We start from the raw sequence: 12,704 nt of genomic DNA, 5'->3' as shown, positions 1-12,704 counted from the left end.
TGTAGGCACGCGTGACAGAAGGTAACGCGTAAAATATGAGTACATCCTCATATTTTACGCGAATTTCAAATTCGCTCACATACCAGGGGCTCGGAGGACCACGTTCGCCGCACAACGCGGCGCTAAGCATCCTCGCCTGCACCGCGTCGTTTCAACTTATATTAGTAGGTGACCCAAGACCCGCTAGAAGGGGAACGATCATGGAACGCGACGATTTCATCGAAATGCTCGCGCGCGAGGGTTTTCAGACCACACGTATGACAGTTATAGTGGAAGGTTAAATGTAATGTTGGAGATTTTTATCCATGAAATGGAAATGTCCGTCGGCGGAGGACGCGCCCATGCGACTCGGGCACGACCTACGCATTGAACAGCTTGCTGCGCGCCGCGCTCATGATCGACGATATGGCGGGATGGCTGATCCGCCGTTCAATGGAGATGGCGAAGAACTCTTCAACAATTGTTTCGATGTGTCCAACCGCAATCAAGCCGTGCTCTCGTTTAAGTTGTGCCGCCAGCACCGTCGGTGCAAACAGCACACCCCTTCCCTCGCGGCCAAACGCGAGCGTCAGCGCGCTGTCGTCGAACTCTCCTACAATGCGCGGCGAGATCGTGCGCGACTTCAGCCAGTGATCGAGTTTCCTTCGGACTGCTGACTCAGTGCCGGGCAACAGCACCGGCATGTCGCTCAGCGATGCGGGGAAAGCCTTTGCGGCGCGTGCCGCCAAGGATTTGGATGCGAAGCAACTCAGCGTCGAACGGCCGAGCGAATGGTTGAACGCCTTGACGTTCACATCGGGCGGGATAGGGGCGTCGGCAATGATCAGGTCCAGCTTATGCACGGCTAATTGCGAAAGCAGCGCATGCAGCTTGCCTTCGTGACAGATCAACCGCAGTGAGTCCGACAGGTTCAATGCCGGCTCGAGTAGACGATAAGCCACCGTCTTCGGAACCGAATCCGCCACGCCCACGCGCAGTTGCGCCCGCGCGGCTTCCTTCTCCTGCCTGACCGCGCTTTCCAGCTCGGCGCCGAGCGAGAAGATCTCATCGGCGTAATCGAGTGCAAGCCGGCCCGCATCGGTCAGTTCAAGGTTGCGGCCGCTCTTTTTAAAGAGCTTTTTATTGAGCGCGTCCTCAAGCAGTTTGATCTGGCCACTCAGCGTCTGAGGCGTGATGTGCAACTGCGTGCCGGCACGCGCAATGCCGCCCGCATGCGCCGCGGCCCAGAAATAATACAAATGCTTGAAGTTCATTCATGCCTCCATGGCGATGCTGGGATACATCGGTTTTCTCGAAGTATCGACGCCAAAAATACGAATTTTACATTACGCTTTCATCCGCTACATTGAGGCTTCGTTAGGGTTTTGATGAAGGAGCCAAGGTAATGAAATGTCCAGTGTGCAAGACGCCGGATCTGCTGATGGCGGACCGCCAGGGAATCGAAGTCGATTATTGCCCGACATGTCGCGGCGTGTGGCTGGATCGGGGTGAGCTCGACAAACTGATCGGGCGAGCCGCTGACGAATCTGTCCCGCAAGCGCAAGCGGCAGCGGCAGCGGCAAGTACCCCGGTCGCGCGCCGGCATGACGAAGGCCGTCATTACAACGACCGCGATCGCCGCCACGGTTACGGCGACGATGAGTATCGCGACCGGCGTTATCCGTACAAAAAGAAGAAGTCGCTTCTCGGTGACCTGTTCGACTTCGGCTGACAACGTCGGCTGAAAAGCGCGGATATGCGCGCAACACGAGTAACAGCTCAAACCTATTTCTTAATCGAGGCACATGATGGCAACAGTCGCACAATTGCTGAGTTCAAAAACAGATCAGTCCTTTCACACGATTGAGGCGTCGGCGAGTGTCTTCGACGCCATCAAGCTGATGGCACATAAACAGATTGGCGCACTCGTGGTCACGTCCGGAGAGCACATCACCGGCATCGTGACAGAGCGCGACTATGCCCGGAAAATCGTGCTGCATGACCGGTTGTCAAAAGAGACGCCCGTGGGCGATGTCATGTCGAAAGCCATCCGATACGTTCGTCTCAATCAAACGACAGACGAATGCATGACGATCATGACTGAAAACCGCATACGTCATCTTCCGGTGATCGACGGCGGCCTGCTGATCGGCATGGTATCAATCGGCGATCTCGTCAGGAACCTGATCGTCGAGCAACAATTCACGATCCACCAATTGGAACACTACATTCGCGGCAACAGCCATGCAGCGGAGTCAGCGGTCGAAACACGCTAGACATGGGCGGCGGTTTATTAGGAAAACCCTGTCGGACTGAAGCGAAATCGAATCAATTTCCTGGCGAGGAGCCGTTGCGTGAGACGCGAAAGCGCCCCTACGGCCCTTGTCTGAATTTTCATTGAAAGACTGAGGCAACGATTGAAACAAACGGCTTCTGGTAAATCAGGCACTGACCGGCTGTGATGTAATCAGTCTGCTGCAAGACCTATGCGCATGGGTTTCGCATCGCTACGGGTAGGTGAGAAAAGCGCCGCGCGGTCGAACGCAATGCGCGCAGGCGGTGGTCAAGCGGTACTGTCATGACAGGGCGGCTCGTCCGGCCAGCGGCAGCGCGCGTTCTCTGACATAATGGCGTTTCGCCGTTTGCCACTTTTCGCCACCAAACGCCTTTCATTGCCACGTACGCCGGCACCATGCCAGCACCCTTCCCGCGGTCCTGATGCAGCCTTTCATCGTCTTGCTCGTCCTGTTCTCCGCGCTGCTGCACGCCACCTGGAACGCCTTCCTGCACACCAGCGGCGACCGTGTATGGCAGTTCGGCATGATGTCTTTCCCCTACCTCGTGTGTTCGGCGATCGTGTTGCTGTTCGTGCCCGCGCCGGCGCGTGCAAGCTGGCCGTACATCGCGGCATCGGCGGCTTTGCAGCTCGGTTATTGCGTGGCGTTGGCGAAGGCCTACAAGGCGGGTGACTTCGGGCAAATTTATCCCATTGCGCGCGGCCTCTCGCCGCTGCTGGTGTTCGCTGGCGCGTTCGTCTTCGCGGGCGAACATCTTCGGCCGCTCGCGCTGGCGGGCGTCGCGCTCGTGTCGATCGGTATCATTTCTCTGGCATTCCGCAAGCGCCGTTTCGCCACTGCAAGTGTGCCGGCCGCGCTCGTGACGGGCGCGTTCATCTCCGCTTACACAATCGTGGACGGCATCGGCGTGCGCGTAGCCGGTAGCGGCTTCGGATATATCGCGTGGGCGTACATCCTCTTCAACCTGCCCCTCGCCGCGATGGCTTTTTATCGATACGGCGGCCCGCGCCGCCTGTTCCTCGACGACCCGCGACGCTCGCTGCAAGCCTTAAGCGGTGGAGCGATCGCAATGGTCGCGTACACCATTGTGATCATTGCCTTTCGCTATCTGCCCATTGCGATGGTCTCAGCGTTGCGCGAGCTTAGTTCGATCTTCGCCGTTCTGATCGGCTGGCTGTTCATGCGAGAAAAGCTGACCGCGCGGCGCGTGCTGGCGTGTGCACTCGTCACGGCCGGCGCGGTTTTGATCCGCATTTAAACGGTGGAGTGCGAATTCTCAACCACGTCCACGCATTATTTCGCCGTGGGCGTGACCTCCACAGCCGTGGCTGAAATTAATACGGCGTGAACGGTGTCGCCCGGCTTCAATTTATATGCGGCTATTTCAGAACTTAAATCGAACGTCTCTGTATGCCATGGGCCACGCAGGGTGATTGTTTTATTCTTGCTATTGACACTCTGCACTGTTGCGACAATCTCGGTTTCGTGGACTGCGCCGAAACCCTGAGAACCGGATGCGGGCGCATAAACCTCGGTATCGACACGTTTTCGCAATTCGTCACCCTTCGCTGACGCTTTCGTTGCCCTGATCAGCATCGCGTCCCTGACCTGCACATCCACACGATCGCCAATCTTCAAGGCATCGAAGTTCGTCACCTCCTTGCCGACCGCCACCGGTAGCACCCGGCCCTTCGCGCCTTTTAGCGTCAAGGTCCTGGCACCCGCGTCGATACCGACAATCTGCGCGTGAAGCTGCTTTGGCGGGGCATTCAGCGCGGATTGAATTGCGGCACTGGAAAGTTGCTGATCGGTTTGCGCGCCAACCTGCGCTGTCACCGTTAATAAGGCAAACGATAAAGCCACAGTCCATTTTGCGGTCATGCAGTTTCTCCGGGCGAAGGAAAATTAAATCGCGCACCGAATCGAACGATTAATTCTATTTGGAAGCGCCAGCGCATTAATTTGCGAGCGCTATTTATACCGCGCACACCGGAGTTCTGTCCACGAAACCGCATTAATTACTGATTATCAAGTAATCGGGTGAAGCATTTAATAGATCGGATTAATTTTAATTTTTATCACAATCACTTCAATTCAACAGGAATTCCATGCAAAACCCGCGTCCTTTTCAGGACACCGGGCAAAACCTGAATCTTTGAAGCTGGCTGGTAATCAGGACTTAGGCAGGACGCGCGCCACTCACGTTCACCAAACGCAAACGGGTAATTTCAGACGGGGCGCCAATGCGTATTGGCGGTCCCCAATACCCCGTGCCGCGGCTGGTATACACCCACAAGTCGTTGAGCTTTTCGAGTCCGGCAACGAAAGGCTGCTGTAACCGGACGAAGAAATTCCAGGGCAGAAACTGACCGCCATGCGTGTGGCCGGACAATTGCAGCGTAAACCCTGCCTTCGATGCCGCCGGTGCGCTACGAGGCTGATGGGCCAGCAGCAGACGAAACGCGATGTCGGCTGGTGCGCCGAACATGGCTTTAGCCGGATCGCTTTTGTGGGCCGGGTCGAAACTGCCCGCGCCGTAGTCGGTCACGCCGGCCACGACTGCACGCGCACCGTCGTGATCAACAATCACGTGTTCGTTAAGCAGCACTTTCAGCCCAAGGCGGCGGAATTCAGCAATCCACTTGTCCGCGCCGGCGTAATACTCGTGATTGCCGGTGACCAGGAACGCGCCATGCCGCGCCTTCAGGTCGGAAAGTGGCCGCGTATGCGCGGCAAGATGCGGCACCGAACCATCGACCACGTCGCCTGTTACCGCGATTAGGTCTGGCGACAACGCATTGACCGCAGCCACGATCTTTTCGACGTAATGACGCTTGATGGTCGGGCCCACGTGGATATCGCTGATCTGCACGATGGTGAAGCCATTCAACGCGGGAGCCAGGTTCTCAATAGGCACATCGACGTTCTTCACCCCGGCACGCCGCCGCGCGCTGTAGATGCCGAACAGGGTCACCAGCACGGCGAGCAGCGGCACGCCAAGCGCGCTCCAGGCGATGAAACCAGGCCAGCCGCTCGTATCCTTTTGCACGCTGCTGATCAGGTGCAGGACCAGCAATACGATATCGCGGAGAAAAGTCAGCCCCAACAGTGAGGAGAAGAACCCCATGGTGAGCAGGCCGATCCACGCCAGACGATCGGACAGCGGTTGCTGACTGATATTACGCGCAGCCATGCCGAGCGGAATCAGCAAGCAGGAAGCTACGAGTGCGAGCACTGCGAGCCATCGCAGCGGCGCGCCAACGGGTGCAACCGGAATCAGGCGCACGCCGATATATACGTGAAACAGAATCCCGATACCGATGACGCGGATAAAAAACGCGGAACGTCGCATAGACCGCCTGGTGGAAGATAAAGCCGGTAGGTTGAACCGAGATTGAGACCGGCGACCCGCTACGTCGATACGTTTGACCGTCTGAGCGTCCGTCAACAAGCCCGGCCCGAAGCGGCATCCGATTCTACCGGTTCAGCAAAAAATCTGCCGGTGCGTAGCCGCTGCCAAAAGGCTCGCAACGTGCATGCCATAAAGGATTCGCAAGGCTCGCACTTCGTGAACACAGCGGCAAGCATGACAAGCCACTGCATGGAACCGCAAAAGAATCTGCGCTTTGCCAGGAACCCCACGCGGACGAATTGAAGTGCCGCGAATTCGACGCATTGGAAAAAATAACCCGCTTTCAGCGGGTTATTTTCATGCGATCACAGTACGTCCAAAGCTTGGCGTTCAGGGCGCAGAAGCTGCCTTGGCTTTCTCAGCCGCCGACTTTTTCTCCGCATTCTGGATATTTTGCGGATAGTTGGTCTGGTCACCGCCTGGCTGGTAGCCGTTCTTTTCCAGATCCTTCAGTTCGGCGTTCTTCTTGGCGCGGGCGGCCTTGCGGGCAGCCTTGCGTTGCGCCTTCTGCACCTGCTTAGGTGTGGAAGCACCCGTGTCGGTAGTGGCGGTTTGCGCCATCGCGACGGGGGCGGTCAACCCGGCAATTGATACTGATACGACGAGAGCCATTGCAGCCATGCGGATTCGGTACATAACGAGATTCTCCACGAAAAGCGGTTTTTTTGGTGCGGCAGCGCCATGGGCGTCCACCGCGTTTGTCGTGCTGGACCTGCATGCTTCGCTACGTGCCAGATATTCCCACACTTACGACCTTGTTCGCGAGCCATCGGACACGCGTGGATATCTTAACCAACTCTTTGTAAAAACGTGTAGCACATCCGTAAGAACTAAATCACAAAACCCCTGTTTTTTTCGATACCGGTCATGCCGTTACGTCAAAAACCGCACGAAGTCGTCGACCTCTTCGCGTCTGCTGACGAGCGCATTCTCAGGTTGCGACAGATCTGCGTAACCGATGCTCATGCCGCACACCACGATCTCGTTGTCAGGCAGTGCCAGATGTTCCGCGATGATCCGGTGATAGCGGTTGAACGCGGCCTGCGGACAAGTATCCAGCCCGAACGCGCGCGCCATCAGCATGACGCTCTGCAGGAACATGCCGTAGTCGAGCCATGAACCCTGCTCCATGCTGCGATCCGTGACGAAAATCACGCCGACCGGCGCGCCGAAGAATTCGAAATTGCGGCCAAGCTGGGCCTTCATGCGGGTTTTATCCTCGCGCGTTATTCCGAGCAGCGAGTACAACGACCAGCCGAGTTCGCGCCTTCTGTCGATAAACGGCGAGGTCCACTTGCGCGGGTAGTAAGCGAATTCTTCCTCGTGCAGCTTGTCCGCCTCGGGATCGTTGTACACGGCAAGGATCTTTCGCGAGAGCGCATCGCGCGCATCGCAGGTCAGCACATAAGCCTTCCACGGCTGTGTATTGCTGCCCGACGGCGCACGCCGGGCATGATCAAAGATCTGGCGCAGGGTGGCTTCGTCGACCACGTCAGGCAGGAACGCGCGAATGGAGCGGCGCGACATCAGCGCCTGCATCACGGTCACAGTGCCGGTTGCATCGTCGTTATTCATTAAAGCCCTCGTCTCGGGATTACATGCCTTAAGCGCACTGTGCCTGCGCCCAAGCGTTCGCCGGTTACTTTATCGCGCCCCGGCCGAACGCGCCCGGCGTGCTCGCCTGAAGCGTGTGTTCGCGAGTTCGACGACTTCATCGGCGCTGCCGTTCAGCACCGCGCGCAGCATGTAGAGGTCCATTTCGATGGTCGAGTTGACCGAGACAAAGTTGTCGTTGCGGGAGATCTTGTGGGGATCGTCCACATAGCTGACAGGATAACTTTCGATGGAAGGGTTATCGTTGGGCAACGCCCTTTAAACAAGAGGCAGGCTACGCGCAATGCTTAAAAAAAATCCATCCGGCTTGCGCCGAATGGATTTTTTAGCGATAACGCGTGGTCGCGGAGGTACCTTGATTGCCGCGTTACCGCGCTTCCGTAGAAGCTCGAAATCAACCGGTTTTACCCGGGCGATTCGCCGTTCGTCATCCAGCGGGGATCTGAATCACCAACGAAGTGCACATGATGAAGTTTCGACGAATTGCCGGCTATCGGAGGAATCCGACTGCTTCAGTTAAGCGCTTTTCCTGAACCCAGCGAATTCGGGTTCGATAGATCGACCAGCACACGCGTACCCGGAACAACCGTGGCGGCAGCCGCTGGCGAATTTGCCTGCACCGTCAGTACGTCGCCTTGCGTGTCCTTGAGCGTCATCAACCCGCCGTCGACGCGTGCCACGCTGGCCACGACCCGGCTACCGTCCGGCGAAGGCACGGCCGCCAACGATGATGCATCAAGCACTGTCAGCCTGACCGCGCGCTGTGCCGAACCTACCACGTTCGTGCCGGCTTTCAGTTTGTCGAGGTTCGGCACGTTGTTGCCGACCTGGAACGCTTCCGTGCCGCCCTGCGCGTTAATGACCGTAACTTGGTGCGTAACCATATCCACCGACTGTACGCGCCCGCCAACACGCACTGACGTGGTGCCGTCGATAGTCGTGGCAAACGCGCCTGCCGTTATCATTACCATTGACGATGCGGCCGCGATCAATGCGGACTTGATTGACCAAAGGGACTTAGTTGACTTCGATTTCATGTTGTTACTCCTGCCGGACAAATAAGGTTCCGCTCGTGCGCTGCCCGATCTAATCGCACAAACTATTTAAATAAAGTGAACCCAGTTTGTTTTTCGAGATGGGACCTGTCAATCAGGGCGATTGCATGAAGGCTCGTTAACAATCAAAGGGTTAGAAAAAGAGGGTTGTTAACTCGACGGGAAAGGCGTTTACTTTCGTCTTTTTCAGGTCGAAACGATGCACGATGAAGCACTGAGTATTGAAGATGCGTTTGGTGATTTGAAAGACCCTCGCAGGCGCACGCCGGCTCACGATCTGAGCGGGATGCTTATGGTTGCGGTGTGTGCGATCCTCAGCGGGGCAGACAGCTGGGTCGCGATCCAGACTTGGGGCACAGAAAAACTGGACTGGCTGCGCCGCTATGTGCCGCTGGAGCACGGCATTGCCTCTCACGACACCTTCGGGCGGGTGTTTGCGTCGCTTAATTCCAAGCAGTTCGAAGCCTGCTTTATCCGCTGGATGAGCCACCTGTGTCCGGCGCTTGTCGATCAGGTCGTGGCGATCGACGGCAAGACCGTGCGTGGCTCGCATCGGGCAGGTGAGCGTGCGATTCACCTGGTATCAGCGTACGGTTGTGGACTGGGCGTGGTGCTCGGGCAGGTTCGTACGGCCGACAAAAGTAACGAAATCACGGCGATTCCGGAACTACTCGACGCCCTGCTACTTAAGGGTGCGATTGTCACCATCGATGCCATGGGGTGTCAGCAGCGCATTGCGCAGAAGATCGTGGACGGCGAGGCTGACTACGTGCTGGCCGTCAAGGGAAACCAGGGCAAACTCAAGGACCGGGTCCATGAGGCCTTTGCAGCATTGGAGCGCTGGCCGGGTGCCTACGAGTGCGACGAACATGTGGAGATTGGCAAGGATCACGGGCGCATCGAAACACGCCGCTGCGTGGCGCTGTCGTACACGCCTTGCGCACTGGACGCCCTGTCTCGCTGGCCGAAGCTGCGGTCAGTGGCGATGGTCGAGGCCACGCGTGAGATCAACGGTGCCGTTTCAACCGAGCGCCGTTATTACATCAGCAGCCTCCCGCCTAACGCACTCACGATCGCTCAGGCCGTACGTTCCCACTGGCGCATAGAAAATTCGATGCACTGGGTATTGGATATGGCCTTTGGCGAAGATCAGTGCCGCGTACGGGTGGACAACGCCGCGCAGAACTTCGCTGTCCTTCGGCGCATCGTGATGAACCTGCTCAAGCGCGATACGACTTCCAAGGTGGGGCTGAAGATTCGCCGTCTGAAAGCGTGTGCGAACGACCGCTATCTCGCTCAACTCCTCGGCTGGCATGAATAGAAATTTAACCTTTAGTGCAATTGCCCTGACCTGTCAATCAATCCGACTTCTTTTTAGGTATCCTCCTATTTCAAGATCGGAGTTTGATCTGCGTACCAAAACACTCAATTTCGGAGCTTGTTGGAAGTCGTCAGGCCTGAAGGTCGTACACTGTTGCAATCATGCTCCGCGTACTTATTTAGGATGACGCAGTCCATTACAATAGGCACCTGCAATCTTTGCCCGGCATCGGGCGCTGGGGAAATACCATGTCTCTTCTCGACGTGGACACTATCGATTACGTCGGCGTGAACATTTTGTTCAAGCGCGTGTACGTCGGCATTTTCGACGACCTCGACTGGGACGACGAAGCAACGCATTTTGCGCTGCTGACCAAAAAAATCGATCGTTACACGCAGTACATCCGTTCGGGCCAGTTACTCTCGGCTTACCCGCGGGTGCGGGGTTATCCCGTGATTATTGAATACGTCGCCATGCGACCGATGACCCGCTCCGCCGAGGTTTTCTGGAAGACGCGCGAGACGCTTATCCGCGCGAGCGGTTTTGACGTCCGGTGCCGTACCGTTGACGTGCGGCATGCGCTGGCCGCAGATGCCGGGGCGAAGGTGGACGACGCTGAAGTTGCTGCTGACACGCGGCTGGAATCGGTTGTCAACGCGCTCGATCTCGCTACGCGGCCAGCTCCTGAAGAGAAGCAGCGCGAAGACATCGTACATACCGGGCGGCGTGCAGTGCTGGTGATGCGCAAGAAAACGTCCTCGGGGCGATGAGAACGTCCGAGCGGACCAGGTAAGCGCCATCGGGCGGCACGCCAGATGGCGACAAAATGGTGACAATCAATCGAAAAAAGGCGAAGCCCAATTGGGCTTCGCCTTTTTCATGTTCTGCGGTAAATTCGGGCCGGCGCAGCAATGTTCGCCGCGTTCCTGTGCATCCTTCCCAAGCCTTCACCGGTCCGCCGGTCCAGCGAACCTGAACCGGCCTTTTACGTAGCAACCGTGGTTCACACGCCGGTTTCGTCCTGGCGCATGAACCGGGCATTTCATTCGCCGCCCATATTCGTCGGCAAGCGCCGTTTATGGGAAATAGCGACGGGACGCTTTGAGTCCGCGTCCCGCGGAGCGCCCGTGCGTGGCGCACCCGCAGTGAATGCTTTGCCGGTGTCTTCCTGGATGGTCGAAATCGAGTGCTTGTACACCGCCTGGATACCGGCGGCTGAACTCAGCATGACCAGATACTGGTCGAACGATTCGATGTGGCCAACCAGCCGTACCCCGTTCACGAGAAAAATTGCGACACGCTTGCGCTCTTTGCGGGCGGCGTTAAGCACGTCGCTCTGACTTTGCTGCTGGGGTTCTGTAGCCATTCTCTTTCGACCTGACGTTAGTATTTCAGACTGTTCCGGCAGATATCCGCCGGAATCTTGATGCATTACACAGTGCGCAGCCGTCGGACTCACATTGAGTCCCGGAGAAACAACTTGCGCTGACCGAATGCTACCGTTTCTCGCCGCTCGGTAACACCATGATGCCAGAGGGCGGCGCCGCGCACCGTTTGCCCCCATTCGAGCAACGCCGCTCCCGGGAGTTCAAATTTCGCACGAAAAATCAGTTTCCGAATATTCGCAAGCCCGATAAAAGCGCCCACACTCGTATGTCCGATACTAACCCACTGGAATATCGAGTGGGCGTGGCCGTTGAAGACGAACAAGATCAAAACCGGACAAACTATCGCCGGCCGGCGCCGCGCAGTGCGACGGGCAACATCGGCCAACTTGCAGATGATTGCTGAAAAGTCCTGCAGGCTGAGCTGCATCGAACATGCGGTCGACTGGAGCGCGCGTTCCCGGGCAATCCGCCATTCGAACGGCGCAAGAGGTTAAAAAAGGCCATCACGCCCGGTTTCCCGAGTCGCAACAGCCTTTTGCGTTCGCCACCGGCTAACACGGGTGGTGCCTGGATTCCAGCGTCCGGCGTTATTGAGCGGGGGTTACCGGCTTCTTCTTGTGCTTGAAGAGGTGGGGCTTGCCTCTCGAACTTCCCGGCGTGGAGCTATTGTCACCCCCGGTGGTCGGACCGGCCGTTGCAGCGCCATGCGCGTTGCCGCCGCCTGAACCACCGTTGCCGTTGCCCTGCGCCGCGGCCATGCCGGACGCGCCAAGCAAGATTGCGGATACGCAAATCAGGTTAAGCACTTTCATCGTCAATCTCCAAAGAGCACGATTCAGCATTCGATTGCCGGCCACCCGGATCCATGTTCGATGACCGACCGGCAGACAACGGGTCGAATGTAATGTAATGCACGCACCGCTTCAAGAATTGTTTCCATTAAACCGGTATACGCCCTTCTGTAGCGCTACGCGCGTCGACGCGTGTCCTTCAAGCCGGCGGCCCTGGCAACAAGGGCATCAGTTGCCCTGCGACGCTGTCCAGGATCTCCTTCGACAAAGCCGGGTCAGAGACCGCTCTCGCCAACCCGATCGCGCCGAGACAGGCGCTCAACTGCAGCATTGCGCGGGCGCGGCGCTCGGCCGGGTCCGCGATATCGAGCAAACCCTCGGAGAATGCGAGATTGTGCTTGACCCTTTCAGTGAATACCTCACGCGTGGCGTCATTGCTGCGCCCGACATCACCCAGCAACGCGCCCAGCGCACAGCCTTGGCCAGGGGCATCCCGATGCGCCTCGCTCAGGTAATCGCGTACCGCCTGCGCGAGGTTTTCTGCACGTGCTTCCCATACGTCCAGGCTTTTGAATGCAACCTCGAGCGCCTCGGTCACGAGTTCGTCGCGCGATTCAAAATGCTTGTAGAAACCGCCGACTGTCATGCCGGCTTCCTTCATGACGTCGGCAACGCCAATGCCGTCCAGCCCAAGTTCCCGGAAGCGTCGTGCCGCCACATCGACGATTCGCTGATGCGTAGCCGCCTTCTCTGCCTGTGAATGTCCCATGACCTTCGTTTGTCCTGTGATGGGGTGACTATAGGCACCCTACAGGCACCCCCGGGACATCAATCTTAATGCAGAACT

14 protein-coding genes and 1 pseudogene are annotated in these 12,704 nt (G+C 57.5%); 5 read left to right on the top strand and 10 right to left on the bottom strand.

Translation table 11 applies throughout. The features are described 5' to 3' along the window. Positions 1 to 359: 359 nt before the first annotated feature. Complete coding sequence (nhaR, locus tag ACSQ36_RS20925) at positions 360 to 1,253, bottom strand: transcriptional activator NhaR (RefSeq protein WP_436183420.1); 894 nt, start codon at positions 1,251 to 1,253, stop codon at positions 360 to 362. Between the two features lie 131 nt (positions 1,254 to 1,384). Here nhaR and ACSQ36_RS20920 point away from each other — a divergent pair, with 131 nt between their 5' ends. The 3 genes from ACSQ36_RS20920 to ACSQ36_RS20910 all read left to right on the top strand — a co-directional run bounded on the left by ACSQ36_RS20920 (position 1,385) and on the right by ACSQ36_RS20910 (position 3,534). After that, on the top strand, positions 1,385 to 1,711 hold the full coding sequence (locus tag ACSQ36_RS20920; protein WP_436183419.1) for a zf-TFIIB domain-containing protein: 327 nt from the start codon (positions 1,385 to 1,387) through the stop codon (positions 1,709 to 1,711). Positions 1,712 to 1,787: 76 nt separating this feature from the next. Further along, entirely contained in the window at positions 1,788 to 2,255 is a 468-nt protein-coding gene (locus ACSQ36_RS20915; RefSeq protein WP_436184904.1) for a CBS domain-containing protein, read from the top strand. Between the two features lie 442 nt (positions 2,256 to 2,697). Continuing rightward, entirely contained in the window at positions 2,698 to 3,534 is an 837-nt protein-coding gene (locus tag ACSQ36_RS20910; protein ID WP_213767998.1) for a DMT family transporter, read from the top strand. A gap of 35 nt (positions 3,535 to 3,569) precedes the next feature. Here the strand turns inward: ACSQ36_RS20910 and ACSQ36_RS20905 are convergent, their stop codons facing one another. The 6 genes and pseudogenes from ACSQ36_RS20905 to ACSQ36_RS20880 all read right to left on the bottom strand — a co-directional run bounded on the left by ACSQ36_RS20905 (position 3,570) and on the right by ACSQ36_RS20880 (position 8,339). Then, on the bottom strand, positions 3,570 to 4,157 hold the full coding sequence (locus tag ACSQ36_RS20905; protein WP_213767997.1) for a hypothetical protein: 588 nt from the start codon (positions 4,155 to 4,157) through the stop codon (positions 3,570 to 3,572). Positions 4,158 to 4,455: 298 nt separating this feature from the next. Beyond that, positions 4,456 to 5,628 carry a metallophosphoesterase gene (locus tag ACSQ36_RS20900; RefSeq protein ID WP_213767995.1) on the bottom strand — a complete coding sequence of 391 codons (1,173 nt, stop codon included), beginning with the start codon at positions 5,626 to 5,628 and terminating at the stop codon, positions 4,456 to 4,458. A gap of 390 nt (positions 5,629 to 6,018) precedes the next feature. Beyond that, positions 6,019 to 6,324 carry a DUF4148 domain-containing protein gene (locus ACSQ36_RS20895; protein WP_213767994.1) on the bottom strand — a complete coding sequence of 102 codons (306 nt, stop codon included), beginning with the start codon at positions 6,322 to 6,324 and terminating at the stop codon, positions 6,019 to 6,021. Positions 6,325 to 6,561: 237 nt separating this feature from the next. Further along, positions 6,562 to 7,263, bottom strand: coding sequence for a nitroreductase (locus ACSQ36_RS20890; RefSeq protein ID WP_436183418.1), 702 nt, complete (start codon positions 7,261 to 7,263; stop codon positions 6,562 to 6,564). Positions 7,264 to 7,437: 174 nt separating this feature from the next. Next, positions 7,438 to 7,548, bottom strand: a pseudogene (locus ACSQ36_RS20885) (acetyl-CoA hydrolase/transferase C-terminal domain-containing protein); the annotation flags it as partial. 266 nt (positions 7,549 to 7,814) lie between these two features. Next, positions 7,815 to 8,339, bottom strand: coding sequence for a hypothetical protein (locus ACSQ36_RS20880; RefSeq protein WP_436183417.1), 525 nt, complete (start codon positions 8,337 to 8,339; stop codon positions 7,815 to 7,817). Between the two features lie 217 nt (positions 8,340 to 8,556). Between ACSQ36_RS20880 and ACSQ36_RS20875 the strand changes: the two genes are divergently transcribed. Beyond that, complete coding sequence (locus ACSQ36_RS20875; protein ID WP_436181154.1) at positions 8,557 to 9,678, top strand: ISAs1 family transposase; 1,122 nt, start codon at positions 8,557 to 8,559, stop codon at positions 9,676 to 9,678. A 248-nt stretch (positions 9,679 to 9,926) separates the two neighbouring features. Continuing rightward, the gene (locus ACSQ36_RS20870) at positions 9,927 to 10,448 is read left to right on the top strand and encodes a DUF6572 domain-containing protein (RefSeq protein WP_436183416.1); all 522 of its coding nucleotides are present in this window, start codon (positions 9,927 to 9,929) and stop codon (positions 10,446 to 10,448) included. A gap of 272 nt (positions 10,449 to 10,720) precedes the next feature. On the opposite strand, the gene hfq is transcribed toward ACSQ36_RS20870, so the two are convergent. From hfq to ACSQ36_RS20855, 3 genes are all read right to left on the bottom strand, one after another. Then, on the bottom strand, positions 10,721 to 11,044 hold the full coding sequence (hfq, locus tag ACSQ36_RS20865; protein ID WP_436183415.1) for an RNA chaperone Hfq: 324 nt from the start codon (positions 11,042 to 11,044) through the stop codon (positions 10,721 to 10,723). Positions 11,045 to 11,653: 609 nt separating this feature from the next. After that, positions 11,654 to 11,878 carry a hypothetical protein gene (locus ACSQ36_RS20860; protein ID WP_436183414.1) on the bottom strand — a complete coding sequence of 75 codons (225 nt, stop codon included), beginning with the start codon at positions 11,876 to 11,878 and terminating at the stop codon, positions 11,654 to 11,656. A 178-nt stretch (positions 11,879 to 12,056) separates the two neighbouring features. Next, on the bottom strand, positions 12,057 to 12,626 hold the full coding sequence (locus tag ACSQ36_RS20855) for a TetR/AcrR family transcriptional regulator (protein WP_436183413.1): 570 nt from the start codon (positions 12,624 to 12,626) through the stop codon (positions 12,057 to 12,059). Positions 12,627 to 12,704 lie beyond the last annotated feature (78 nt).

It is taken from the genome of Caballeronia sp. LjRoot34, from assembly GCF_964253815.1.
Lineage (GTDB): Bacteria > Pseudomonadota > Gammaproteobacteria > Burkholderiales > Burkholderiaceae > Caballeronia.
The sequence above is the reverse complement of the archived record's forward strand: the minus strand, read 5'-3'. Positions and strand labels throughout refer to the sequence as shown.

Excerpts from the sequence above, each read along its gene's own strand:
- nhaR (WP_436183420.1), bottom strand. The coding sequence starts at position 1,253 with ATGAACTTCAAGCATTTGTATTATTTCTGGGCCGCGGCGCATGCGGGC.
- ACSQ36_RS20920 (WP_436183419.1), top strand. The coding sequence starts at position 1,385 with ATGAAATGTCCAGTGTGCAAGACGCCGGATCTGCTGATGGCGGACCGC.
- ACSQ36_RS20915 (WP_436184904.1), top strand. The coding sequence starts at position 1,788 with ATGGCAACAGTCGCACAATTGCTGAGTTCAAAAACAGATCAGTCCTTT.
- ACSQ36_RS20910 (WP_213767998.1), top strand. The coding sequence starts at position 2,698 with ATGCAGCCTTTCATCGTCTTGCTCGTCCTGTTCTCCGCGCTGCTGCAC.
- ACSQ36_RS20905 (WP_213767997.1), bottom strand. The coding sequence starts at position 4,157 with ATGACCGCAAAATGGACTGTGGCTTTATCGTTTGCCTTATTAACGGTG.
- ACSQ36_RS20900 (WP_213767995.1), bottom strand. The coding sequence starts at position 5,628 with ATGCGACGTTCCGCGTTTTTTATCCGCGTCATCGGTATCGGGATTCTG.
- ACSQ36_RS20895 (WP_213767994.1), bottom strand. The coding sequence starts at position 6,324 with ATGTACCGAATCCGCATGGCTGCAATGGCTCTCGTCGTATCAGTATCA.
- ACSQ36_RS20890 (WP_436183418.1), bottom strand. The coding sequence starts at position 7,263 with ATGAATAACGACGATGCAACCGGCACTGTGACCGTGATGCAGGCGCTG.
- ACSQ36_RS20880 (WP_436183417.1), bottom strand. The coding sequence starts at position 8,339 with ATGAAATCGAAGTCAACTAAGTCCCTTTGGTCAATCAAGTCCGCATTG.
- ACSQ36_RS20875 (WP_436181154.1), top strand. The coding sequence starts at position 8,557 with ATGCACGATGAAGCACTGAGTATTGAAGATGCGTTTGGTGATTTGAAA.
- ACSQ36_RS20870 (WP_436183416.1), top strand. The coding sequence starts at position 9,927 with ATGTCTCTTCTCGACGTGGACACTATCGATTACGTCGGCGTGAACATT.
- hfq (WP_436183415.1), bottom strand. The coding sequence starts at position 11,044 with ATGGCTACAGAACCCCAGCAGCAAAGTCAGAGCGACGTGCTTAACGCC.
- ACSQ36_RS20860 (WP_436183414.1), bottom strand. The coding sequence starts at position 11,878 with ATGAAAGTGCTTAACCTGATTTGCGTATCCGCAATCTTGCTTGGCGCG.
- ACSQ36_RS20855 (WP_436183413.1), bottom strand. The coding sequence starts at position 12,626 with ATGGGACATTCACAGGCAGAGAAGGCGGCTACGCATCAGCGAATCGTC.